Genomic DNA, 26,289 nt, shown 5'->3' with positions numbered 1-26,289 from the left:
CGAGTTCCTTTTTTTATTACTTTAGACCTCTAAATACACGCCACAATGACCCATGAAATTTTACACGCCAAACTGAAAGAGAACTTTGGTTTTGAAAAATTCAGACCCAATCAAGAAGACATTATAAATTGTATTCTTTCCGGTCAGGATACATTAGCAATAATGCCGACTGGTGGTGGAAAATCAATTTGCTTTCAATTGCCAGCTCTGATTTTTGCTGGAATTACAATCGTAATTTCTCCGTTAATTGCTTTGATGAAAGATCAAGTAGATGGCTTGAAAGCAAACGGAATTGAAGCCTGTTACATCAACAGCAGCCAAACCGAAGAGGAACGACAGTTTTATTTGGAACGTTTAAAATCTAACGTAATTAAGTTAGTTTACATTGCTCCCGAAAGTTTATCTTTTCTGGATTCTATCTTCAACAGTTTAAGCATAAGCCTTATTGCAATTGACGAAGCGCATTGTATTTCGTCTTGGGGACACGATTTTCGACCAGCGTATACTAATTTAGGATATCTAAAAAACCGCTTCCCTTCCACTCCAATTTTAGCTTTAACTGCCACAGCCGATAAAGCTACACGCAAAGACATTAGCGAACAATTAAATTTAAAAAACCCTAGATTATTTGTAGCTTCTTTTGATCGAAAAAATTTAAGTTTAGAAGTGCGTCCCGCTTTAGACAGAGTCAAACAAATTATAGATTTCATTCAAGAAAAACCAAATGAATCTGGAATTATTTACTGCTTAAGCAGAAAAACAACAGAAGAACTTGCAGATAAACTACAAAAAATTGGTATTAGTGCCAAAGCCTATCATGCTGGTTTAGACACTAAAATTCGCTCTAAAACACAAGACGAATTTATCAACGATGATTGTAAAGTGGTTTGTGCAACCATTGCTTTTGGAATGGGAATTGACAAATCAAACGTTCGTTGGGTAATTCATTATAATTTGCCTAAAAATATCGAAGGCTATTACCAGGAAATCGGTCGAGCCGGTCGAGATGGTTTGCCATCAGAAACAGTATTGTTTGAGAGTTATGGCGATGTGATTCAATTGCAGAAATTTGCCTCCGAAGGCTTAAATGCCGAAGTGCAACTGGCTAAACTGGAGCGAATGAAACAATATGCAGATGCTTTAAGTTGTCGCAGAAAGATATTGCTTTCCTATTTTGGGGAACTCATTACTGAAAATTGCGGAAATTGTGATATTTGCAAAAATCCGCCGCTGTTTTTTGATGGAACGGTGATTGCTCAAAAAGCATTATCGGCAATTATTCGTTTGCAGGAAACGGAACCTTTACCTGTAATCATTGACTTTCTGCGTGGTTCAAAAAATGCCTATATCTACGAAAAACTGTATCAAAATCTAAAAACATACGGCGTTGGAGTTGATCTTTCGTGGTTTGATTGGAATCAATATCTAATCCAACTCATCAATCTGGGCTATTGCGAAATTGCTTTTCATAAACAAAACAAAATCAGATTAACGGCTCTTGCCAAAAAAGTATTGTTTGAAGGTGAAAAAGTACAACTGACCACGGTTCAGAAAATCAACATTGAGAAGCACGAAGTCAAAGAAACGAAAAGTAAATCGGTTGCAAATTCACTTTTTGAAACCTTACGAAAATTACGTTATGAGATTTCCAAAGAAGAAGAAGTTCCTGCTTATGTAATTTTTAGCGATGCGGCTTTACGCCAAATGGAAACCGAAAGACCTATGAGTGATACCGAATTGTTAGCAATTGATGGCGTTGGTAGAGTAAAACTGGAAAAATATGGTGATGCTTTTATCAAAGCAATTATTGATTTTCAAAAATCTAAAGTTGTCAGAAAAAAGAAAGAAGCCACAACTTATAAAGAAACATTAGAACTTTATAAAAGTGGATTGTCAGTCGAGGAAATTGCCCAAAAAAGAAAATTAGGTTTAAGTACGATTATGTCGCATTTAGCGAAACTTTATGTTGACGGAGCTGATATAGATTTGAATCCGTTTATCTCAAAAGAAGAAGTTTCTCAAATTGCTGAAGCACAAATAAAACTGGAATCACCAAATGCCTTAAAACCCTATTTTGATTATTTAGAAGAAAAAATAGATTATGGAAAAATCCGTTTGGCATTAGCAATATTAGAAAAAGAAAATACAGCACTTTAAATTTTAATATGATACAATCCTTTCCTCCTTTTGTAAATTCTCAAACCGAAATTTTGATTTTGGGAACAATGCCTGGAATCGCCTCTCTGGAAAAGCAGGAATATTATGCACATCAAAGAAATCATTTTTGGAAAATAATGTACACGTTATTACATAATTTACCAATATCTGAAAAATTCGAGGAAAAAATACAGTTAATCCAAGCGAATAAAATAGGACTTTGGGATGTTTTAGAAAATTGCGAAAGAAAAGGAAGTTTGGACATTCATATCAAAAATCAAAAGGAAAATGATTTTGAAACCTTGTTTAGAGAATTCCCAGGAATCACTAAAATCATTTTTAACGGAAAAGAAAGTCATAAATACTTTCTGAAAAAATTTGGACAAATAGAAGGCATCACGTATTATGTGATGCCTTCCACTAGTCCTGCTAATACCATGTCATTTGAAAACAAGCTGAAAATTTGGTCAACTTGCTTCGAATAAATTATAAATATCTTTCTTGAAAAACTTTTTGATGGTGTTTTAAATGACCTATAATTATAAAAGCAATTGCTCGAACTGAGACAACTGTATTAGAAGCTGTTCCGGTTCTTTTCATTTGCTCTTCTGAAAAGCTTTTAAAAAGAAATAAATTAGCATGTCTAACCGCTGAGAATTCTGCTAATAAATCCTGAATATTTCTACTATTAGCGTCCGTATTATCTACATAATGATTCTCATCAAAACCCGGTAAAGGCGTTTCATCATTTCTGGAAATTCGCAATGCTCTATAGGCAAAAATGCGCTCTGTGTCTATGATGTGCTGAATAATATCTTTGATTGTCCATTTTCCTTCGGCATATCTATAATCAAATTTATCCATCGGAATATTTTGTACAAAACGAATAAAATCGTGAAGAGAAATTTCTAATTCTTCAATCATTTCAACATTTCCGGCAGCTTGAATATAAGTTGCATTAAAACTTGAATACTCGTTTACAGGCAATTGATCTGTTTTCATTTTTTTATAATTAAGCTGAATTTCTACTGGCATTTGTGTTTCCAAAAAGAGAACGGGTAACGATTTTTTCGTATACTTTTATTAAAGCTTCATCTGGCTTATCCTCTTTGTTTAATTCATTTATACGAAGTAATGCATATTGTTGTATTGTCAACAATGGCAATACTATACGCTCTCTTATTTGTATTGATGCTTTACCATCAGGGTAATTTTCCATAAGCTCTTTGTGACCGGCAATTTTCAAAAGTAATCTTTTTGTTTCTAAAAATTCGTCATAAATTATTTGCCAAAAAGCACCAAATTGAGGATCTTTTTTCATGTAAGCCGTTAATGGAAAAAATGATTTTGCCAATGACATCATACTGTTTTCTAACAAGGTTTTAAAGAACAAAGAATTATCATATAAATCTTGAACTTTATTCCATTGATCCGTGTCTTCAAAATGCTTTAAAGCAGTACCTACTCCAAAAAATCCGGGTACATTTTGCTTCAACTGACTCCAAGAACCTACAAAAGGAATCGCACGTAAATCAGCAAAATCTAAATGCTCCGATTTACTTCTTTTGGATGGGCGGCTTCCAATATTTGTTTTAGCATAATATTTCAGCGTACTCATTTGCTCTAAATACGGAATGAATTTAGGATGGTTTTTAAAACTCAAATACTTTTCATATCCTAAACCTGCTAATTGATCTAAAATATCTTTTTCATTAACAGTCAACTCATTTTGTCCTTTACTAAAGACCTGATTGGTAACACCGGCGCTTAACAAATTTTCCAAGTTATAACGACAAGAATCTAAAGTCCCAAAATTAGAACTAATCGTTTGTCCTTGTACCGTAACCTGAATCTCGTTATTTTCAATGTTTGGACCTAATGAAGCATAGAATTTATGTGTTTTTCCACCACCACGAGCTGGCGGTCCACCACGGCCATCAAAGAAAATTGCTTTTATGCCATATTTTCTAGAGATTGCAGTAAGCTCCTCTTTTGCCTTGTAAATACTCCAATTCGCCATTAAATACCCTCCGTCTTTTGTCCCATCAGAAAAACCAAGCATGATTGTTTGCTTGTTGTTTCTATTGGTCAAATGTTTCGCATAAGCAGGATTCGTATATAATTTCTCCATGATTTCATGCGCGTTTTGTAAATCATCAACAGATTCAAAAAGCGGAATAATATCAACGGATGGATTTTCCCAATTACTCAAACGGAATAATGCAAAAGTCTCCATCACATTAAGCGCACTTTCGTTATTACTTATTATATAACGGTTTGCACCAAATTCCCCATTGTTTTCTTGAATCGTTTTTATGGCTTGAATCGACTCAATAGTAGATCTTGTCATCTCATTTTCAAATACTATCGGGTCAAGATTACCTTTAACCTTAGACAATACAGAAAATTTCTCTTCTTCAGAAAGCTCATAATAATTTTTAGGAAAAACTAATGTATTCGAATTTGAATATAATCCTACTACGTCTTTAAAAACGGTATCGTGTATTTTACTGTTTTGACGAATATCTAAAGACGCAAAGTGAAAACCAAACAGATTAACTTTTATCAAAAGCGCATCTAATTCATCCAGATATAAAGACTGGTGTTGGTCTATAACAATTTGTTTTATTTTATTCAATTGCGATTTAAATTCATTCAAAGTGATAAAAATTTCACCTTTAGAATAAAAAACAGACCTGTAAAGTTTTTGTTCCAATTCGGTCACCAAAGTGTCTACACCTGAGAAAGTTAATTTTCTTTTTAAATTTCTCATTTCTATGTAATAGCACTTTAAAATAGACGTTCGCAAACGTTCCGCCACTTTCAAAGTTATCTCCGTTGTCACAAAAGGATTTCCATCACGATCACCACCTGGCCAAAATCCAAGTTTAATCAATGGATTTTTTATGGAGTCACCATTATATATATTCTTTTGAAGGTAATGCACCATCTCTCCAGAAGTTTGATAAAATACATTTTCAAGATACCAGATTAAACTAACTGCTTCATCAAAAGGATTTGGTTTTTCGTTTTGAATAAAAGGTGTTTTACCTAATTGAGCCAACAATTGCTTAATATCCAGTAAGTTGTTTTTTCGAATAGCTTCTGTCAAATCATTGATAATCCCAAGAACAGCACCAGGATAAAATTGCGTAGGATGCGCAGTCAAAACGGTTCTCACATTGAAATCTTCCAGAAAATCAATCAATTCTTCTTTCTTGTCTTTTGCATCTGACTTTTCCTTGATATCTCTCAACGAACCTCTTCCTTCCATGTTATTAACAAGCGGAAAAGCAGCGTCCTCAATGGCATCAAACAATACAATTTGACGCTCGATATATTGAATAAAACGAAACATTAAATCAATTTTCTCTGTCTCTGAAGCGCTTTGCAAATATCTTTTGGCAAAAAAATCTACAATTTCCTTAGGTGTTTCCTGTTTTTTGAAACCGATTTCACAAACATCTGTAAATAAAGGCAGTAAAACCCCTGTACTATCAATAGAATCAAAGGGCAATGTTATAAAAACACTATTATAAATGTGGTATTTAGAAAGAACGTCCTGATTGAAACGTTCAATTTTTGGTAGCGTGTACATAATCAGTTGTAGTTGGTTTAGTTAGTTAATTTGTCATAAAAAAACCCCAAGAATTAACTTGAGGTTATATTTATAATATAGCGTATTCAAGATTAATTACATATTTTTAAAAATAGTATGCATCAAGCGCTTCTTATCATTTATGCTTTCCTCAAGTGAGATCATAGTTTCAGTTCTGTAAACACCGTCAATATCATCAATCATAAAGATAACGTCCTTTGCATGCTTAGTATCTTTAGCTCTAATTTTACAAAAGATATTGAATTTCCCTGTAGTAACAGAAGCTACTGTCACAAAAGGAATCTCATTAATCCGCTCTAAAACAAATTTTGTTTGAGAGGTATTGTTTAGAAAAACACCAACATAAGCGATAAAAGAATATCCTAATTTATCATAATCCAGAACCAATGAAGATCCCATGATAATTCCGGCATCCTCCATTTTTTTAACTCTGACATGAACAGTTCCTGCAGAAATCAATAATTTTTTTGCAATATCCGTAAAAGGGACTCTTGTATTGTCTATCAACATATCTAAAATCTGGTGATCTACTTCATCTAAACGAAATTTACTCATAATTCTTAAATTAATATTATTAATTGCTATAACAAAGTATAAAAATATACATAAAAACAACAAAAAGACATAAATATTATATTTTTATCATTCCGTTAACAACTTTTATGTTATTATCTAAATAAAAATCAGCTTTTTGATTCAATTTAGGAATATTATCAAAATCATCTTTATATAAAGCTCCTTTAGCATCGTATTCAAAATGACCAAAATAATTTTCTAAATCCCCTATTTGTGAAACATAGGCATTAAAACAAACCCGATTTTCAATTAACTCCTCTTTGTATTGTGATGCAAAATTGGTGATTATTTCGATACCATCATAATTTATTTTGATGTTTTTATACATAAAATCATAAAAAACGACTTTATTTTGAGGAATATTCAAATATTTATTAATTCCGTTGCTAACTATAACGTTTTCGCAAAGTGCCGTAAAACTCGAAATTAGCGCCATAAAAACATATTTACGCGTTTCTTCTCTTTCATAATCATTTGCAAAATGTCCGGCTTCAAACAATAAAGTAGGCACTCCTAAGTACTGAAACGTATCTCCAATACAGTTTATATTAAACGAATCATCAAAACGACCAATTTGATTTGGTAAATATTCCTGAAGTTCTTCATTTATACTCGCAATCAAATTGATAGCTTTCAATCTAGACTCGTTTATTTCTCGTTCTTCATTATAAGAAGGTGCCAAAAATGACAATGTAGCAGGTTTACCCGTATCGCTTACGCCAAAAATAGTACGCTGATCATGAAGATTAAAGCAATAATCCGGCTTAAAAGTCTCGAAAGTCTCTCTTAAAAGCTTGCTTTCTGGCTGTGTGAGATCTTGCGAATCGCGATTTAAATCTATTTTATTAGCATTCTCCCTTGTATATAATGTTGCCCCATCCGGATTCAACATTGGAATACTGCAAAAAGTAAATGTATTTAGTAATTTTTGAGCCAATTCTGAACCACTATGCAATACATTTAAAAAGTCAAACAACGCTTTTGTAGTTGTACTTTCATTTCCATGCATTTGTGACCAAAGAAAAATTCTTGTTTTACCTGCTCCGATTTCATACGAATAAATAGATTTTCCAAGAACTGATTTACCAATAATACTTAGTTGATTATTGGTGTTTAATTTTTGTAATAATGGCTCAATCGAATCTAAAGTAATGTAACGACCTCGAATAGATTCTTCTTTATATTGACTGAATAACTGTTCTAAATTCATGCTGTTTTATTTGATTTACAAAAGTAAACATCTTTATATTTACATTTGTAAACTATTTATAATTCACATATTTCAATGATGTAAACAGTATTTAGCGTTTAGCCGTAGTAGACCTAGTTCCTATAATTGACAATTGTTATCTATTTTTAGAATATAAATTATATACTTATTTATCAAATAGTTATATTAATTTATATCATTTTAAACTTTACATAATTTAATCTAATAAATGCTATTTACACTTGTAATTTTGGTGTTTCAATCTATTTTGATTACATTTGTAAATAGTTAATTTTTAATATTAATTTACAATGGTAAACATAGAGGATTTTATAAAAAGATTAGAAATTATACTGGATTACTACAGTTTGAATGCTTCTTCTTTTGCTGATAAAATTGGCGTACAGCGTTCCAGTTTGTCTCACCTACTTTCAGGAAGAAACAAACCCAGCTTGGATTTTATACTTAAAATATTGGAGGTTTTCCCCGATGTGGATTTGTATTGGATTTTGAATGGAAAAGGAAACTTTCCGAAAAATTCAGAACAGTTTGATAAAAAAGAAAACAGCGTTGAGCAAATTGTAAAACAAAATATTGCTACTCCTTCGCTTACTGAAATAATTCCGGAGAATTTATTTTCGGAAATAAAAATTCCAAATCCAATTCCTGCATTGGAAACAAAAAAAATAGAAAATCAAAATAGCTCCAAAGAATCGCATTCTGATGAAATTGATAAAATCGTAATTTTTTATAAAAATGGAACTTTTAAAAGTTATATCCCCGATTAAAAAAATAACCCCAATTCAGATTTCCAAATTGGGGTCATTCAAAAAAAAAAAACTAAATTGTAATTTTATTTTCTAAAAACAAAAAACTGAAATTCCACTAGCTTCAACTCTTACATATTATCGCGCGAAGCGAAAAGCAACATCAAAAAAGCGGAGCTAACAAATAAACTTTTCGTGTGAATCATTTTTAGAATATAAATGATGGCCAAATTGTGAGCTCCTATAGCCATCAGGGTTTACAGCAATATATTGCTCCCACATATGTTGTACGGTAACTCCAACTTTTTTTAGTTCCCTTCCATTTTAGGAAAAAAATCATGAAGTTTCTGCAATTTGGGGCTAATGGATTCCACTGTAGTGTGTGAAAACAAAAGTTCTAACTCGGCATCTGTTTTTTTCGTTAATTACTTCAAAACTTAATCCTAGCACTTCAAATAAAGAAATATACTTCTTTACCGTATTTCTAGAAAGAGATAAGTACTTACTTGTGAATAACTTACTTTTCCCGTTACAGTAGAATTTAATTGCTTTTCTAATTTTACTCATGTCTGTTATTTTGTTTGCCATAATCCGTATTTTTTAACGAATGTATGGTGCTAACAACATGAAAAAGTCAGTAGTTTTTAATGCTCAATTTTACCCCAAAATCAGGTGTCAATTTGACCGGTTTTTCCAGTAAAACACTAAAAAGACTTCTCCCTTTCCTCTCCTCCTTTTCCAGAAGAATTAATTCTGAAATATGCCAATCACACTTAAAAATGCAAGCAAAATAATAGAGTATAAATAGCGTAACAAGCATATAAAAATAGGATTAAATGCTTGAATAAAAATGTGAGTGAGAAAATGAAAACAGTAAGAAATAAGTTTTCTGTTGAAAAGAGTTCCATTGACAAAAAGCCGAGAAAATTTAATTAGTTCAAACTTCTGTATTCATTAGGCGTATACCCTACTCGTTGTTTAAACAATCTGGAAAAATGCTGAGGATATTTAAAGCCCAACTGATAAGCGATTTCGTTTACAGTCAAATGATCCACCAGAATTTTGTCTTTTGCAACATCAATTATTTTATTTTGGATATATTCCTGAGCAGATTTACCGGTTTCCTTTTTTATTAAATCACCAAAATAGTTGGCTGATAAATGTAGTTCATCTGCACAATAAGCAACAGATGGCAATCCGATAGTGTTGGGTTTATCAGTTGTGAAATAACTATTTAATACCTCTTCAAATTTTTCTAAAATTCCTTTATTAACATTTTCTCTAGTTATAAATTGCCTATCATAAAAACGTTCACAATAATTTAAAAACAATTCAATATTTGAGGCTATAAGTTTCTTACTATGCTTGTCTACCCCGAGTTGCAATTCTAACTGAATTTTTGAAAAAGAGTCTAAAACAATTTGTCTTTCGCGTTCTGATAAATGCAAGGCTTCGTTGGCATTATAACTGAAAAAATTATAATCATTTATACTTTTAAAAAGAGAAGTGCCGTGTATCAAATCAGGATGAAATACTAAGGCATGTCCTTTTGGTTGATATACTTTACCATCCGTTTCTACTTCCATTACTTGCCCTGGAGCAACAAAAACCAATGTGCCTTCCTGGTAGTCATAGTAATTACAACCATAACGCAAATCACCACATTTTATATCTTTCAAAAAGATGCAATAAAAGCCATAATAAATTCTAACAGTCTTCTCTCCTTCCCAAGATCTTTCGTCGGCTTTTGAAAAATCAATAACACTTATTAATGGATGTAAAGTTTCGTTATTGTTAAATACATTATATTCAGTAATGGTATTAAACTTGACTATTTTATTCATACTAATTTTCATTTTATAATACAAATTTAGGTATTTAGAGATAGCAATTATCATATAGTAAGTCCAATAAGTAATATTGGTAGAACAATCAGTAATCCATATACCAACAACCTCATTTTCAGGTCGGAAATTTGCAGAGTACTATAAGTTATCCTAATTGCCAGGAAAATTTATAGTAACTTTAAATTAAAAAATCATGCAAAATATAAAACTAAACAACGGGGTAGAAATGCCCATTTTAGGATTCGGTGTTTTCCAAATTCCGGATGCTACTGAATGTGAAAAAGCAGTCTTGGAAGCGATCGATTGTGGTTATCGTTTAATCGATACAGCTGCTTCGTATAGGAATGAAGCTGCCGTAGGTAATGCCATTAAGAAAAGTGGTGTGCTTAGAGAAGAATTGTTTATTACAACAAAAGTATGGGTCCAAGATGCTGGTTATGAAAAAACAAAAGCTGCTTTTCAAAAATCATTAGACCTGTTGCAACTAGACTATCTGGATTTATATCTTATTCATCAACCTTATGGAGATATTTTTGGATCTTGGAGGGCTATGCAAGAATTATATGCTGAAGGTAAAATCAGAGCAATTGGTGTTGCGAATTTTCATCCGGACAGAATGATGGATTTGATTGCTAATAGTGGTTTTACACCTGCTGTTAACCAAATTGAAACACATCCATTTCATCAACAAATTAGTACTCAAGAATTTCTTCAGAATAACAACGTACAAATTCAATCTTGGGGACCATTTGCAGAAGGAAAAAATAACATATTCCATAATGACTTGTTAATTTCAATTGGCAATAAACATGATAAAAGCATTGCGCAAATTATTCTTCGTTGGTTAATCCAAAGAGGTGTGGTTGCTATTCCAAAATCAGTACGAAAAGAAAGAATGAGGGAGAACTTCAACATTTTCGATTTTGAATTATCAGCAGATGATATGCAAATGATTCAGACATTGGACACGAAAGAAAGTTTGTTTTTTGACCACAGAGATCCGGACATGGTAAAATGGTTAAGCGAGTATAAAATAGAATTATAAAAAATAATTATGAATCGTAGAAATCTTTTAAAAACCGCAGGATTAGCATTGGCTGGAAGTGCTATACTCCCTTTTGATTCATTAGCTCAATCTATAAAATCAGAAGATAATCATTTAAAAAATGACAATTTTCAACCCTTGTCTAACAAGCGAAAACTTGGCGCTTCTCTTGAAGTCTCTAGCATTGGTCTCGGGGTTCAAAACATGAGTCGTACGTATCAGACTATAATTCCCTCTCGACCAGAAATGCTCAACATCATTCGAACAGCCTTTGATAAAGGGGTTACGCTATTTGATGCTGCTGAGGCTTACGGCCCTTTTGAAGTGGAACGAATTCTTGGAGAAGGTGTAGCATCTTTTCGCGACAAAATAGTCATCGAAACGAAGTTTGGTTGGAATATTGACCAAGAAACAGGCAAGCGATTACCTGGATTAAATAGTCGTCCTGAACACATCAAAATTGTAGTGGAAGGAATGCTGAAACGACTTCGTACAGACCGAATTGATTTATTGTATCAACATCGTGTTGATCCGCAAGTGCCAATTGAAGATGTAGTTGGAGCTATTCAGGACTTAATAAAAGAAGGTAAAATATTGCATTACGGATTGTCCGAACCGGGAACTCAAACCGTAAGAAGAGCACATGCTATTCATCCTATTACTGCGATTCAAAACGAATATTCTTTACTATGGCGTGGCCCAGAAAAAGAAATTATTCCACTTTGTGAGGAACTCGGTATTGGTTTTGTCCCTTGGAGTCCACTCGGAGTGGGTTTTCTTACTGGAGCCATTGATACCGATACACACTTCGCTCAAGGCGATATTCGAGCTAATGAGACTCGTTTCTCGCCAGAGAATTTACCTAATAACTTGAAAATAGTAGATCTATTAAAAAACTGGGGGACACAAAAAGAGGCTACTCCTGCCCAAATTTCATTGGCTTGGTTATTGGCACAAAAACTTTGGATTGTTCCAATACCAGGTACTACACAGATGGCCCACATGCTGGAAAATATAGGTGCAGATAATGTAAAATTTACCACAGATGAATTAAAAGAATTCAACAAACAATTGGATGAAATTCCAATTTTGGGCGAAAGATTACCTGCCTTTGTTCAAGCTTTTTCCGATGTGGAAGCACCGTTAAAGAAAAATAATTAATTAGAAATAGAATATTTTAAACCAAATAAATTATTTAAAATGAAAAAGATACTATTAGGATTATTATTCTTTACTAGCATGCAATGGTCATATGCACAAACAAGTACACCAAATACCAAATCTAAAAGCGACCAAAAAACGGAACAGGAATTATTGGACTTGTCAAGACAAAAATGGCTATGGATGGCTGGTAAGAATGTGGACAAACTTGAATCACTCTTTGACAACAAATCAAAATTTGTTCATATGAGTGGTACTTGGAAAAAAGACGAGGAACTCGACATTATTAAAACGGGTAGCATTTGGTATAAAAATGCTAAGGTTCATGATGCAACAGTAGAAATTTTCGAAAAAACGGCAATCGTTTGGAACAGAATTACCCTTCAGGCTGTTGTACGAGGAAGTGAAGTCACAGCTGAGTTTACGGTAACAGAAGTCTATCAAAAACAAGGGAAAAATTGGAAACTTTTAGCCTTAACATTCAGCAGTGTACGAGACACGCATCAAATTCAGAAATAGAAAAAAAGAAAAAATATACTAATTAAAAATTAATCGCATTATGAAAAAGTCAATTTTCGGACTACTGATACTCATTCTATTGGCAAACAAGTCCTTTGCACAAACTGCTACTGCCGCTGAACAGGAAGTGATTCAACTTTCAAAACAAAAATGGGAATGGATGGCCGATAAAAATGTCGATAAACTTACCCCTTTGTTTGATGATAAATCGGTCTTTGTGCATATGGGCGGAAGTTGGGGAAAAACCCAAGAAATAAATGTGATTAAAAGTGGAGGAATTCATTACAAGAAAGCAGATATTCACGAAGTATCAGTAAACATTATTGGTAATACCGCGATCCTTTTAAACAGAATTACACTATTGGCAGTAGTTGGAGGAAATGAAGTTACCAATCCATTTATGGTTACGGAGGTATATATAAAAGACAACAATGGTTGGAAACTTGGCTCATTGTCGTTCACTAAGCTAATGACACTTGGACAATAAAATTTAAAAAATGGGGAAAATATTGATCGCAATTGCATTATTTTATTGTACTACTTGCGTAAACGCACAACAACCAGTCTCACTAAGTCTTACAAAGGAAATTCGTACGACTTCAGGAACTGTTCGCGGTCTAACAGAAGGAGATATCTCCATATTCAGAGGTATTCCTTATGCCGCACCACCAGTGGGTGCAAATCGTTGGAGGTCTCCACAGCCAGTGGTTGCTTGGAAGGAAGTGCGGATGTAAGTAAATTTTGCGCTGATTGTCCGCAGGCGAGTTGGCCTCGTGGTGCCGGCATGTCAACAAATTCAGCTGAAGATTGCTTGTTTCTCAATATCTGGACACCTGCTACAGTAACAAAAAAATCAAAATTGCCAGTTATGGTTTGGATTCACGGAGGCGGATTTGTAGGTGGCAGTGGCGGTGGAAATGACTTTACAGGAGCAGCATTTGCAAAGCAGGATGTCATACTTGTTTCTTTCAATTATCGGTTAGGACGTCTTGGCTTTTTTGCGTTTCCCGCTTTAAGTAAAGAAAACCCAAATGAATATAAAGGCAATTATGGCTACATGTATCAGATTGCTGCATTAGAGTGGGTTAAAAAAAATATCGCTGAGTTTGGAGGCGATTCCAAAAATGTAACCATTTTTGGTGAGTCCGCCGGTGGCGTATCTGTACATTCGCTTTTAACAATACCCGCAGCAAAAGGCTTATTTAAGAAAGCAATTATTGAATCAGGAGGCGGACGAGATGGTGTACTAACTGGGCGTCCAATTGACAAAGAAAATGCAGATATTCATTATCCGGTATCGGCTGAAACCATCGGACTTAACTTTGCCAAAAGATACAATATCGAAGGTGATAATAACGAAGCGCTCATCAAGCTAAGAGCATTAAGTGCTGCTGAAATTGTTGATGGTGGAGAAGAAACAGCCGGACAAGGTGGTCCTACAACTTATCCAGGACCGATACTAGATGGCCGTTTGGTAACGGAGACTGCCGAGAGTGCTTATAAGGCAGGCAGACAACCAAAGGTTCCTATTATTATTGGATCAAATAGTGCAGAGGTTCCTGCAGGGTTTGTCAATGCGAAGTCAAAGGAGGAATTATTATCATTGTTTGGCAACTACAAGAAGGAAGCCACAGCGGCCTACGATGCTGATGGTAATATTGATTTTGCTCAGATGTTAGCCTTTGTTAATACCGATAAAGTTTGGGCAGAGCCTGCCCGATTCACTGCCAGAGCATTTACTTCTAAATCAATACCTGCTTATTTGTACCTTTTCTCTTATGTACCTGTCTCCATGAAAGATTGGATGCGATATGGTGCCTCTCATGCCTCTGAGATTGCTTATGTATTTGATAATCTGGTGGAACGAAATGGCATTACTTTTACTGCAAAAGATAAAGAAGTCGGTAAAATAATGAATGCCTATTGGGTTAACTTTGCTAAAACGGGTAATCCAAATGGAAAAGGACTACCGCTTTGGCCGGAATATGATAGTAATAAAAATGAGGTATTTGAGTTTAGGCAAAATGGGTCGGCGGGTAATTTTTTCGATCATAGAAAAGCTAGACTAGATATGATAGAAAAAGCATTTGAGAGTACTAAATAAAAAGAAGTAGATTATAAGCTTAAAAATATAAATTATGATGAAAAAGAAAGTAATTCAATTGTGGAGCATACTTTGTTTGTTATTGATGATCCATTCATCATTTTACGCACAAAAAAGCACAAAACAAAAACCGTTACTAATTGAAGAGCAAGGAAGTTTTGCTGTTGGAGGAACTATCATTACCAATCCTGGCACATTCGATCCGTACAAACCTACTCCTGAAGGACAAACCTTTCGCGGAGATCACGCCTATGTTTTTTATCAAATTCCTGTAAAGGCGCGCAAATATCCATTGGTCATGTGGCACGGCATAGGTCAGTTTTCTAAAACATGGGAAAGCACTCCCGACGGACGAGAAGGATATCAAAATATTTTTCTCCGCAGAAACTTTCCTGTTTATGTGATTGATCAACCAAGAAGAGGAAATGCGGGCAGAAGTACTGTAGCAGCTACGATTAATCCAACTCCAGATGAACAACAATGGTTTGATGTCTTCCGTGTAGGTGTATGGCCCAATTATTTTGAAGGCGTTCAATTTGCTCAAGATTCCAATACACTCAATCAATACTTTCGCTCTATGGTACCAAACATTGGTACTATTGATAGTAATGTGAATTCAGATGCGGTTTCAACGTTATTCAACAAAATTGGTGCTGCAATTTTGGTTACACATTCCCATTCTGGTGGTATGGGATGGATTACAGCTGTAAAAAATCAAAACGTAAAAGCTATAGTATCTTACGAACCAGGTAGTGGATTCTTATTTCCTGAAGGTGAAGTGCCATCCCCTTTAACGAGTTCGTCAGGTTCACTGGAAGCAAGTTCGATTCCTATGAAAGAATTCATGAAACTTACTAAAATACCGATTGTCATTTATTATGGTGATAATATTCCTGAAAGCCTCTCCAACAATCCTGGGGCAGACGGATGGAGAGTACGACTACAGATGGCCAGATTATGGCGAGATGTAGTAAACAAATACGGTGGTGATGTAACCGTAGTACATCTTCCTGAGGCAGGTCTCAAAGGAAATACACACTTCCCGTTTTCAGATTTAAATAATATACAAGTAGCTGATTTAATGAGTAAATGGTTAAAAAGCAAAAAATTGGATTAATTAAATACAGCCGATATATAATCCTAAATAATAATTCAATTGAAAATAGTAAACACATATTGTTTAATAATGATAATAACAGCTAGTTTATTTTCGAGCTGTTCCAAAGCACAAAGTACTGTTAAGCAAGAAAAAGATGTTTTGAATACAAATAGTATTCTAATTGTCTATCTGACTCGAACAAAGAACACGAAAACAATTGCCCAAATCATTCATAAACAAACAGGAGGCAAATTAGTTGAACTAGAACTTCAAAATCCCTACCCTGAAAATTACAAAGCAATTGTTGATCAAGTCGCCAAGGAAAATGAAACCGGTTTTTTACCCGCACTTAAAACCAAAATTGACAGTATTGAAAAGTATGATACTGTCTTTATAGGTTTTCCAACTTGGGGGATGCAATTACCGCCGCCAATGAAAAGTTTTTTAAGTCAATACAATTTAAAAGGTAAAACTATTATTCCGTTTAACACTAATGCTGGTTATGGTATTGGAAGTAGTTTTGATAAGATTAAAGAACTATGCACTGAATGCAAAATATTGGAAGGATTTTCCATTAAAGGAGGTAAAGAAAGAGATGGAATTTTATTTGTAATGGAAGGTGAAAAGAAAACTGAAGCCGAAAAAGAAATACAAACATGGTTAAAGAAAATAGGGATTCTGAAGAATTGAAATATTTGAAATAACAGTAAATAAAATAAAGATGAAGGATTTTAAAATTTTCAGTTTAATAGTCATGATTGTATGCATTACATTGTCTCCTAATGACGTTAAAGCAAAACAGTTGACAGCTACCGAAAGTAATTTAAGCGCAAAAGAAAAAAGCATTATTACCATTGCGTCACTTACAGCTAAAGGCGATTTAGTCACTCTAAAATCAGAGTTAAACAAAGGTCTTGAAGCGGGACTTACCGTCAATGAAGTAAAAGAAATATTGATTCATACCTATGCCTATTGCGGTTTTCCGAGAAGTATCAGAGGATTGCAAACTTTTATGGAAGTACTTAACGAACGAAAAACAAAAGGGATTAACGATGAATCTGGCAAAGAAGCTTCTCCAATCAAAGAAGATGGCAATAAATACCAACGAGGCAAAACCATTTTAGAACAACTTACCAAAACACAACAACCGAATACGCTTACAGGATATTCAGCTTTTGCACCGGTAATAGATACTTTTTTAAAAGAACATTTGTTTGCCGATATTTTTGAAAGAGATGTTTTAACCTACGCTCAAAGAGAATTGGTTACAATTTCTGTTATCAGTGCAATTGGTGATGCTGAACCAATGCTAAAAAGTCATTTATCAATTGCTATCAATGTAGGTGTATCCGCTGAACAGTTGAAAGAATTTATAGGCGTAATCCAACCAATCATTGGAAGAAAGAAAACTAAAGAAGCAAAAGAAACAGTAAACGAAGTGTTGAAAAGTAGACAGAAAAATAATTTAAAAATAAAATAAATGAAAAAAATAGCATTAATAATCACAATAGCAATTTCAATAATAACGGTACAAATGTCAAGTGCTCAAAATACCCAAAAGCAAGTAAATAAAAATCCATACACTCTTGTATATGAGGGAGCAATTACCGAAAATGTAAAGGGAAAAGTAAACATTTATCCTGTTACTTATACAATTAAAGAGATTACAATAGTAGCTAATGTCTATACTCCTGCCAACTACGATGCTTCAAAAAAATATCCTGCGGTAGTTATTGCTCATCCTAATGGTGGTGTAAAAGAACAAGTGGCAGGTTTATACGCCCAACGATTAGCTGAACAGGGCTATATCACTATCACGGCAGATGCGGCTTACCAAGGTGGTAGCGGCGGAGAGCCTCGTAATGTGGATAAACCGGCAAACCGAATTGAAGACGTACACGCAATGGCTGATTTTATTTCACAATACAAAGGAGCTGATACTTCAAGACTTGGATTATTAGGAATTTGTGGTGGCGGTGGTTATTCTTTAAAGGCAGCCCAATCTGACAAACGATTTAAAGCAATAGCCACAGTGAGTATGTTCAATTCAGGTGTAGTAAGACGTAACGGTTTTATGAACTCACAATTTTCAACAATTCAGCAACGATTAAAAGAAGCTTCTGATGCCCGTGCCCAAGAAGCAGCAGGCGGTACAATTATGTATGTAGGCGATACGCAACTAACTGATAAACAAATAGCAGCACTACCGTTTGATCTATATCGTGAAGGATTTGAGTATTACGGTAAAACACATGCTCATCCAAATTCAACATTTAAATACACAAAGAGTAGTCTGATGAATTTAATGACGTTTGATGCCAGTACCAATATGGACTTGATAAACCAACCTTTGTTAATGATAGCAGGTAGTAAAGCCGATACTTTTTATATGACTGATGATGCTTTTAACAAAGCTACCAATGCAAAAAACAAAGAACTATTTCTTATTAATGGCGCTACTCATATAGAAACCTATTGGAAACCTGATTATGTGTCGCAAGCGGTAAATAAATTGGTGAATTTTTATCAAATTAACCTTTAAAATTTAAAAGGATGAAACTTAAAAATATAGCCATAATAGTTCTTACAGGAATGTTTGCTTTTTCTTGTAAAGCACAAAAAAAAGCAATACTTTCAACAGAAACAGCATCACAAAAATCAATCCTTTTCGGCAAAGGAGAAAAAATCACCAATACTAATTTTACAGGTACAGCTTATTTACAAATGCTGATAGCTGCTGATAGTCTTAATCCAACCTCAGTAGGAAATGTAACCTTTGAACCTGGAGCAAGAACAAAATGGCATCTTCATCCGGGCGGGCAAATTTTGTTGGCCACCGATGGAGTTGGATATTATCAGGAAAAAGGGCAACCTAAAAAAATACTTCGTAAAGGAGATGTAATCAAATGTCCACCCAATATTCAACATTGGCACGGTGCCAGTGTTGACACCTATTTTGTTCAAGTCGCAATAACAAATACTCAAAACGGCGTGCCTGTTTGGTTAGAGGCTGTAACTGATGAAGAGTACAAATAAATAGAAACAGAAAAGAAATGTTTTTTTCTAAATATGCTTTTCAATGCTATATTACGAGCGGTTTCAACCGATTGATAAGCTAAATAATAATCCCAAAAAACCTATAGTAAATAAATATTTTTACGCTTTATAAAACTAAATAGAACTGAAATTAAAAATAAAATTGCATTCTGAAACGCTTGTTCCAAAAAAAATTATATATTTGCACTTTAAATTAAAACTTAATGGCTCGCTGCGTAGAATTTAACGAAGTTGAAAAAATTGAAAAAGCAATGAATGTCTTTTGGGAAAAAGGATATAATGCTACTTCAATGCAAGACCTCGTGGATGCAATGCAGATCAATAGAAGTAGTTTATATAATACAATTGGTGACAAGCATCAGTTATTTATGAAATGCATCAGCAATTATTTTGATACAGCAATGTGTGAAGTAAAGCAAAAAGTAGCCAAAGAAAAATCTGCTAAGCAAGCTCTTATCAACATTATTAATGATAAAGCATCCTGGATAGTAGATTGTGAAAAAGGTTGTCTAGGTATTAAAACTATTTTTGAATTAGCACCTGAAGACCTTGAAGTTCGCAACCTAATGAGTAAAAACAATGATATTTTTATTGATTTTTTAGCTGAAACGGTTCAAAAAGCAATGGACAATAAGGAAATGGATGATACTGAAGATGCTGATTTAATGGCAGAGTATATTATGACATCATTTACAGGTTGGAAACAATCCTACATCCTCCATAGAAATCCTATAAAAATTAAAAAAATGTCAGAATACCTGATTAAAAATATATTCAAATAATTTTTTTTACACGAATTCTGAAACGTTTATTTCAGATAACATTATTTATTAAGCATACGCATTTTTTTAAACTACAGCATTGATTCTGAAACGATTGTTCCAGAATTATTGCTACACTAAAACCATAATCTTTAAATAAAAACAGCATGAATTCTGAAACGTTTATTCCAAAAACAATTGCAATACCTAAGACCCAATTAAATCCAATTTCAATCATGAAAAAAATTACATTATTAAGCATAATGGCTGTGTTTATAATCAGCTGTGCAGATAAATCACAAGCGCCTGCTGCTGCAGCTCCTACTCTTCCTGTAATGAGTATTAGCTATCAGGCAGCCTCAACAGAAACCGAATATCCAGCTGCTCTACAAGGTGCTGTAGATGTAGAAATTCGCCCGCAAGTATCCGGAAACCTAGAAAGAATATATGTAGACGAAGGTACTTATGTTAACAAAGGTCAGACACTTTTTAAAATAAACGAACGCCCTTTTCGTGAGCAATTAAACAATGCTTTGGCTAATCTTCACGCGGCAGAAGCAGCTTATTTAAACGCTCAATTAGAAGTCGATAAATTGATGCCTTTGGTTCTGAACAAGGTAGTTTCGGAATATCAGTTGAAAACGGCTAAAGCTTCGCAAAAAATCGCTGCTGCCAATATCGAACAAGCAAAAGCAATGGTAGGTTCCGCTAGAATTAATTTAGGATATACAAATGTTACAGCTCCTGTTAGCGGTTATATTGGAAGATTGCCTAAAAAACAAGGAAGTTTAGTTGCCTCAACTGATGTTGAGCCGTTAACCAGCTTATCAGATGTGCATGAAGTGTATGCTTATTTCTCATTAGGTGAAACCGATTTTATCAAATTCAAATCGCTTTATACAGGAAATACCCTTGGCGATAAAATCAAAAAAATTCCTCCAGTTACTTTAATTCTTGCTGATAATTCGGATTACCCGCAATTAGGTAAAATCGATATGGTCGACGGACAATTCGATAAAAACACAGGGGCAATAACACTTAGAGCAACTTTCCCAAATGCAGGCGGAACGCTACGTTCAGGAAATACAGGGAAAATTCGTTTGGGAATTCAACACAATGATGCCATTTTGGTTCCGCAATCGGCCACAGTAGAAATGCAGGATAAAATATTCGTTTTTACACTAAACAAAGCAAACAAAGTTAACAAAATGCCTATCACAATTATTGGTAAAAGTGGTACTGACTATCTCATCAAAGATGGTGTGAAATCTGGAGACCAAATCGTATTAAGCGGTATCGACAAACTTCAGGAAGGACAGGTAATTCAACCAGAAAAAACAACGGCTAAAGTTGCCCAAATAATTAACAAAAAATAATTTATATAAAAAATGTTCAAAATATTTATACAAAGACCCGTACTGGCAACTGTTATTTCCTTTTTATTGGTGATATTAGGTATACTTGGTCTGACGAAGTTGCCTTTACAACAGTTTCCAGATATTGCTCCACCATCTGTTTTAGTGACGGCAGTTTATCCGGGAGCTAATGCAGAAACGGTTTTGCGTTCTGTTGCCCCTTCTCGGGAAGAATCTATAAACGGTGTTGAAAACATGACGTACATGAGCTCAACAGCCAGTAATGATGGTACTCTTGCTATTACTGTTTTCTTTAAACTGGGGACTGATGCTGATCAGGCAGCTGTAAACGTTCAAAACAGGGTGGCACAAGCTACAAGTCAGTTGCCGGCAGAAGTTGTTCAGCAAGGTGTAACCACTGCAAAACAACAAAACAGTTTCATCATGGCGATTGGTATGTATACCGATGATGAGTCGAAATACGATCAGACTTTTGTTGCCAATTATGCTCAAATTAATATTATTCCTGAAATCAAACGTATTCCGGGTGTAGGTTCTGTCAGTATTTTTGGTGGAGTCAAAGATTATTCGATGAGAGTTTGGTTAAACCCAACTCAAATGTCAACCTATCAGGTTACACCAAATGAAGTAATGGCAGCTATTCAGGACAAAAGTTTAGAAGCTGCGCCGGGTAAATTTGGTGAAAGAAGTAAAGAGGTTTTTGAATATGTAATTAAATATAAAGGGAAACTTACTAAACCAGAGGATTATCAAAACATTGCCATTCGTTCGAATGCAGATGGTTCTGTGCTGCGCTTAAAAGACGTTGCCAGAGTAGAACTTGGTGCCTATTCTTATAACAGCTTAACGCGTTTAAACGGAAAAAAGGGAATTGTAATTGGTGTTATTCAGTTGGCGGGTTCTAACTCAAATGACATTCAAGTTGCAATTAATAAGCTAATTGTGAAAGCCTCAAAAGATTTTCCTCCAGGCATAAAACACAATATTTTCTATAGTACAAAGGTTTCGTTAGACCAATCAATCGATCAGGTAAAACAAACTTTGATAGAAGCTTTTATATTAGTATTTATCGTTGTATTTATCTTCTTGCAGGATTTCAGATCGACTTTAATTCCGGCAATTGCAGTTCCTGTGGCCATTCTAGGTACGTTCTTCTTCATGCAGTTATTCGGTTTGTATTTGTCAAGTCTTCATACAAATCAAGACGTATCAACGGATTAAAAACATCTGCAAATATGGAAGGAGCACCATTTTCATCATATGCAGGATACGTTGGATTCAAACTCAATGCAGTACCTATCAAACTTTCTATAGTCGGCCTCTCACTTTTAGTATTGGTAGCATTCAAGTTCAAATCAATCTTAAGCCTGTTGTTTAACAGTTTTTGGGTTAGATTAATTCTACCGGAAATCTTTTTCAGTTCACTATTTTTTAAAATACCTTGTTGATCTTGGTGACCAACAGAAGCAAAATACGTTAGATTATCAGCACCACCACTTAAATTTAAGTTATGGTTTTGAGAAAATGCTGTTCGTGTTATTTCTTTTTGCCAATTAGTAGATCCACCCAAATCAATTAGCTGCCCACCGATTTCAACTACTTTTGCTCTAAAAGCATCTGCACTATAAACAGGGATTTCTTTGGCCATATTTGAGGTTCCAAGACTTGTTGAATACGTTACTTTAGATTGTCCTTTCTTACCTCTTTTTGTGGTAATCAAGATAACTCCATTAGCTCCTCTTGAACCATAAATAGCTGTAGCAGAAGCATCTTTCAACACATCGATAGATTCTATATCGTCAGCATTAATAAAACTAAGCGGATTTGTTGCTCCGCCTGTACTTGAATTATCAAGAGCAAATCCATCAATAACAAATAAAGGTGTACTTCCAGTACGAACTCCACCTTGACCACGTATGCTTATGGCTTGGTTACTACCTGGTTCTCCACTTGCAGAAGTGATGTTTACCCCAGAAACCTTACCTTGTATTAATTGCTCCGGTGAAGTAACGATACCTCGGTTAAACGCATCACTTTTAACTGAAGTTACTGCACCTGTAACATCTCTTTTTCGTTTTGAACCATATCCCACTACTACCAAATCTTCAAGTTGCATGGCGTTTACTTGCAATTTTATATCTAATTTGTTGTAGTTTTTAATCGTTACTTCTTGTGTTGCTAATCCTATATAAGAAAACTCTATAACATCACCAACTGATGCTTTAATACTAAAACGACCATCAAGATCTGTAACTATTCCTTTTTTATTTCCCTTTACTAACACATTAACTCCTGGTAACGGAAAATTGGCATCATCTAATACTACTCCTGTCACTTCTGTTTGAGCCCAAGCAGCAACAGAGAAAACGGTTAAAAAGAATAGCATCAAAAATCTAATTTTTTTCATCTTTTATCAATTTATTTATAATGGACAAATAGAATCGATATTTGCTAAACTTATGTTAATTGCGAAATAACAAAAAGTAAATTTTTCAAAAACAAAAAAGTGTATGACAGTAAAAAAAGAAAAAATAAAATAGGTACAATCACAACTAAACCAGATAGAAATTAAGTATTTAAAAGCATACTAACCGCGATTTTTTTATGATATAAAGTAGTTGCTACCGCTATTCCCGATTACGAACTCAACGAACGTAAAATCAAATTACATTCACCAATAAACAACTGAAATAAAGGATGTTTGTCATGAATTTCGTTATCATTTTTTAGGTATTGAAGAAGTCTTCAAAAGCTGCTTTTACTCTATTATTTGCATCTAAAAAAAATGTTCAAACAAAGTACGTCACTAATAATTCTTTGGCACAATTTGCTAAAATCAAATTCAAAACAGCATTATGACCAAACCCTTTTTTAGATAACAGATAGTTAACATTTGTATAATATACCATCCCTTTTTGAAGGAAAAAATTGTTATAGTTCATAAAATAAAGCATAAATTAGCGCATACTAACAACGTTTTTTTAAGCATACTCACCACACTATCAGATTTTTATAAAAATTAAAATCTAATACACATCATTTAATCATTTTTTAAACAATTCTTACATGAATCTAGTAAAAAGCCTTTTTAGAAAAACGACAGTAATCCTGTTCGTTTTATGCAGTACTTTTCTATTGGCCCAAAAACCAGCCAACAATGCTACATTCAATAAATTTCTGGATGATTATTACGAAGAAGGATTGCAATTTGACCCTATTTCTGCCACGTCAAGAGGCGACAACAGATACAACGATTTATTACCAAACGATATCGCAGAACCGTATCTGAAAAAGAAACACGACTTCACCATAAAATATAAAAAACGGTTAGAAACTTTTGATAGAAAAAGCCTCAATTACTTTGATAAAATTGCTTTCGATATTGCTAGCCTTCAATTAAGACAAGCTCTGGAAAGAGAAAAATTCCATTTTGAATACATGCCCTTTAGCCAGTTTAGGGGATTTCCTGGAGCATTACCTTCTCTAGGTTCAGGTAAGGGCGCTCAACCTTTTAAAACAGTAAAAGATTACGAAAACTGGATCAAACGAATAGAGGGTTTTACAATATGGGCTGATACTGCTATAGTCAATTTTGACAAAGGTGTTGCAATAGGAATGGTACTTCCCAAAGCATTAGTTGTTAAAATGATTCCACAACTGGAAGCGCAAACTACTACAGATACCCTTAAGAATATTTTTTATGAACCCGCCCGAAATATGCCAACCTCTTTTTCTGCAAAAGAAAAAAAAGCGATACGATTGGCTTATCAAAATGCTATCACTACTAAAATAATCCCTACTTACCGAAAACTGGCTGATTATTTAAAAAATGTTTATTTGCCAAAAGCCAGAACTACGTCAGGCTATAATGATTTACCAAATGGAAAAGCAATGTATGAATATTTGGTTAGCGTAAGTACTACTACTGATAAAACACCGGATGAAATTTACCAAACGGGACTTAGGGAAGTGGAACGAATTACCAAAGAAATTGATGACCTCAAGATAAAAATTGGCTTTCAGGGAGACAGAACCGCATTTTTCAATCATGCCTTAACCGATCCTTCCTTTTTTCCTTTTACCACTGACGAACAAATATTGGAAAGTTACAGAGCTATCCTGCCCATAATAGAACCCAACCTGAAAAAATTATTCAATATTGTACCCAAAACAGCATTCGAGGTAAGGGCAATTGAAAAGTTTAAAGCGGCTACTTCTGCAGCCAATTATGAAAGAGGTACTACGGACGGCAGCAGGCCCGGTTATTTTAATGTTCCCATCGTTGACGCTGCTAAATTCAATAAATTAGGTATGGACAATCTTTTTATGCATGAAGCCATTCCTGGACACCATTTTCAATTGTCCCTTCAACAAGAGAATCAATTGATGCCTAAAATTAGGAAATTTGCTGGCTATTCCGTTTTTTCTGAAGGATGGGCTTTATATACGGAATCATTGGGTGAAGAATTAGGATTATACACTGATCCTTATCAAAAATTGGCGGCATACAAATCAGAACTATTTAGAGCGATACGATTAGTAACAGACGTTGGATTGCATACCGGAATTATGACAAGGGAAGAATCAATCCAATACATGATGGAAAAAGGAGGAAGAGAGAAAAATGCTTCTGTTTCTGAAACAGAAAGATATATGGCAATGCCCGGACAGGCACTTTCCTATAAAACAGGAGAACTGAAAATAACAGAATTGAAAAACAAATATATTAAAAGCTTGGGTCCAAAGTTTGAAATCAAAAAATTTCATGATGCCATTTTGCAGGTTGGTTCAGTACCTTTAAGCGTGTTTGAAACGTATATGGATAATTGGGCAAATGAACAAATTAAATAATCACTTGTTCCGTTACCAATAAATACTGCTGAGTAGAAATTATACAGATAACCGATTTTTATTTTATATTTTTACTAAATAGTTAACCTATCAAACCATTATATAAAACACATTAGGCTCAATTTGGCTTAACTGATAAT

The 26,289-nt window shown here is 34.2% G+C and carries 23 protein-coding genes and 1 pseudogene; 18 read left to right on the top strand and 6 right to left on the bottom strand.

Translation table 11 applies throughout. The features are described 5' to 3' along the window. Positions 1-45 precede the first annotated feature (45 nt). Both recQ and QLS31_RS03455 read left to right on the top strand, forming a co-directional pair. Positions 46-2,157, top strand: a complete 2,112-nt coding sequence (gene recQ / locus QLS31_RS03460; protein WP_282742618.1) for a DNA helicase RecQ — start codon at positions 46-48, stop codon at positions 2,155-2,157. Between the two features lie 8 nt (positions 2,158-2,165). Then, positions 2,166-2,642 carry a DNA-deoxyinosine glycosylase gene (locus QLS31_RS03455; RefSeq protein WP_282713041.1) on the top strand — a complete coding sequence of 159 codons (477 nt, stop codon included), beginning with the start codon at positions 2,166-2,168 and terminating at the stop codon, positions 2,640-2,642. Between the two features lies 1 nt (position 2,643). On the opposite strand, the gene QLS31_RS03450 is transcribed toward QLS31_RS03455, so the two are convergent. The 4 genes from QLS31_RS03450 to QLS31_RS03435 all read right to left on the bottom strand — a co-directional run bounded on the left by QLS31_RS03450 (position 2,644) and on the right by QLS31_RS03435 (position 7,562). Continuing rightward, on the bottom strand, positions 2,644-3,159 hold the full coding sequence (locus QLS31_RS03450; RefSeq protein ID WP_121343307.1) for a DinB family protein: 516 nt from the start codon (positions 3,157-3,159) through the stop codon (positions 2,644-2,646). A 10-nt stretch (positions 3,160-3,169) separates the two neighbouring features. Beyond that, positions 3,170-5,755 (bottom strand): phosphoenolpyruvate carboxylase, encoded by a 2,586-nt coding sequence (locus QLS31_RS03445; protein WP_282742615.1) that lies wholly within the window; start codon positions 5,753-5,755, stop codon positions 3,170-3,172. Between the two features lie 96 nt (positions 5,756-5,851). Further along, positions 5,852-6,331, bottom strand: a complete 480-nt coding sequence (locus tag QLS31_RS03440; protein WP_072943262.1) for a winged helix-turn-helix transcriptional regulator — start codon at positions 6,329-6,331, stop codon at positions 5,852-5,854. A 76-nt stretch (positions 6,332-6,407) separates the two neighbouring features. Then, complete coding sequence (locus QLS31_RS03435) at positions 6,408-7,562, bottom strand: M14 metallopeptidase family protein (protein ID WP_282742613.1); 1,155 nt, start codon at positions 7,560-7,562, stop codon at positions 6,408-6,410. 311 nt (positions 7,563-7,873) lie between these two features. Here QLS31_RS03435 and QLS31_RS03430 point away from each other — a divergent pair, with 311 nt between their 5' ends. Next, complete coding sequence (locus QLS31_RS03430; protein WP_282742611.1) at positions 7,874-8,350, top strand: helix-turn-helix transcriptional regulator; 477 nt, start codon at positions 7,874-7,876, stop codon at positions 8,348-8,350. Between the two features lie 911 nt (positions 8,351-9,261). Here QLS31_RS03430 and QLS31_RS03425 read toward each other — a convergent pair. Then, complete coding sequence (locus tag QLS31_RS03425; protein ID WP_282712646.1) at positions 9,262-10,173, bottom strand: helix-turn-helix transcriptional regulator; 912 nt, start codon at positions 10,171-10,173, stop codon at positions 9,262-9,264. Positions 10,174-10,369: 196 nt separating this feature from the next. Between QLS31_RS03425 and QLS31_RS03420 the strand changes: the two genes are divergently transcribed. The 14 genes and pseudogenes from QLS31_RS03420 to QLS31_RS03355 all read left to right on the top strand — a co-directional run. Further along, complete coding sequence (locus tag QLS31_RS03420; RefSeq protein WP_282742608.1) at positions 10,370-11,221, top strand: aldo/keto reductase; 852 nt, start codon at positions 10,370-10,372, stop codon at positions 11,219-11,221. 9 nt (positions 11,222-11,230) lie between these two features. Next, positions 11,231-12,382: an aldo/keto reductase gene (locus tag QLS31_RS03415; protein ID WP_282742606.1), complete on the top strand. Its 1,152-nt coding sequence runs from the start codon at positions 11,231-11,233 to the stop codon at positions 12,380-12,382. Positions 12,383-12,421: 39 nt separating this feature from the next. Continuing rightward, the gene (locus tag QLS31_RS03410) at positions 12,422-12,901 is read left to right on the top strand and encodes a nuclear transport factor 2 family protein (RefSeq protein WP_282742605.1); all 480 of its coding nucleotides are present in this window, start codon (positions 12,422-12,424) and stop codon (positions 12,899-12,901) included. Positions 12,902-12,941: 40 nt separating this feature from the next. Further along, entirely contained in the window at positions 12,942-13,388 is a 447-nt protein-coding gene (locus tag QLS31_RS03405) for a nuclear transport factor 2 family protein (RefSeq protein WP_282742603.1), read from the top strand. Between the two features lie 10 nt (positions 13,389-13,398). Continuing rightward, positions 13,399-13,635, top strand: a complete 237-nt coding sequence (locus QLS31_RS03400; RefSeq protein WP_282742602.1) for a carboxylesterase family protein — start codon at positions 13,399-13,401, stop codon at positions 13,633-13,635. Further along, positions 13,587-15,005 carry a carboxylesterase family protein gene (locus tag QLS31_RS03395; protein ID WP_349238929.1) on the top strand — a complete coding sequence of 473 codons (1,419 nt, stop codon included), beginning with the start codon at positions 13,587-13,589 and terminating at the stop codon, positions 15,003-15,005. The genes QLS31_RS03400 and QLS31_RS03395 overlap by 49 nt, the downstream gene beginning before the upstream one ends. Before the next feature lie 34 nt (positions 15,006-15,039). Next, on the top strand, positions 15,040-16,122 hold the full coding sequence (locus QLS31_RS03390) for an alpha/beta fold hydrolase (protein WP_282742599.1): 1,083 nt from the start codon (positions 15,040-15,042) through the stop codon (positions 16,120-16,122). A gap of 69 nt (positions 16,123-16,191) precedes the next feature. Next, positions 16,192-16,794 (top strand): flavodoxin, encoded by a 603-nt coding sequence (locus QLS31_RS03385; protein WP_282742597.1) that lies wholly within the window; start codon positions 16,192-16,194, stop codon positions 16,792-16,794. 31 nt (positions 16,795-16,825) lie between these two features. Beyond that, positions 16,826-17,584, top strand: coding sequence for a carboxymuconolactone decarboxylase family protein (locus QLS31_RS03380; RefSeq protein WP_282742596.1), 759 nt, complete (start codon positions 16,826-16,828; stop codon positions 17,582-17,584). Further along, complete coding sequence (locus QLS31_RS03375) at positions 17,585-18,646, top strand: alpha/beta hydrolase (RefSeq protein ID WP_282742594.1); 1,062 nt, start codon at positions 17,585-17,587, stop codon at positions 18,644-18,646. Between the two features lie 11 nt (positions 18,647-18,657). Continuing rightward, positions 18,658-19,140, top strand: coding sequence for a cupin domain-containing protein (locus QLS31_RS03370; protein ID WP_282742593.1), 483 nt, complete (start codon positions 18,658-18,660; stop codon positions 19,138-19,140). Positions 19,141-19,364: 224 nt separating this feature from the next. Continuing rightward, positions 19,365-19,943, top strand: coding sequence for a TetR/AcrR family transcriptional regulator (locus QLS31_RS03365; RefSeq protein ID WP_099715164.1), 579 nt, complete (start codon positions 19,365-19,367; stop codon positions 19,941-19,943). Between the two features lie 215 nt (positions 19,944-20,158). After that, positions 20,159-21,298, top strand: coding sequence for an efflux RND transporter periplasmic adaptor subunit (locus QLS31_RS03360; RefSeq protein ID WP_282716385.1), 1,140 nt, complete (start codon positions 20,159-20,161; stop codon positions 21,296-21,298). A 12-nt stretch (positions 21,299-21,310) separates the two neighbouring features. Beyond that, positions 21,311-22,471: pseudogene (locus QLS31_RS03355) on the top strand (efflux RND transporter permease subunit); the annotation flags it as partial. Here the strand turns inward: QLS31_RS03355 and QLS31_RS03350 are convergent. Next, a complete protein-coding gene (locus QLS31_RS03350) occupies positions 22,455-23,684 on the bottom strand; it encodes a SusC/RagA family TonB-linked outer membrane protein (RefSeq protein ID WP_282742882.1) in 1,230 nt (409 codons plus the stop codon). The pseudogene QLS31_RS03355 and the gene QLS31_RS03350 overlap by 17 nt on opposite strands. Before the next feature lie 680 nt (positions 23,685-24,364). On the opposite strand from QLS31_RS03350, the gene QLS31_RS03345 reads away from it, so the two are divergent. Continuing rightward, complete coding sequence (locus tag QLS31_RS03345) at positions 24,365-26,149, top strand: DUF885 domain-containing protein (protein WP_282742591.1); 1,785 nt, start codon at positions 24,365-24,367, stop codon at positions 26,147-26,149. Positions 26,150-26,289: the final 140 nt, after the last annotated feature.

This window comes from Flavobacterium sp. XS2P24 (genome assembly GCF_030010285.1).
GTDB classification, from domain to species: Bacteria; Bacteroidota; Bacteroidia; order Flavobacteriales; family Flavobacteriaceae; genus Flavobacterium; species Flavobacterium algoritolerans.
The sequence above is the reverse complement of the archived record's forward strand: the minus strand, read 5'-3'. Positions and strand labels throughout refer to the sequence as shown.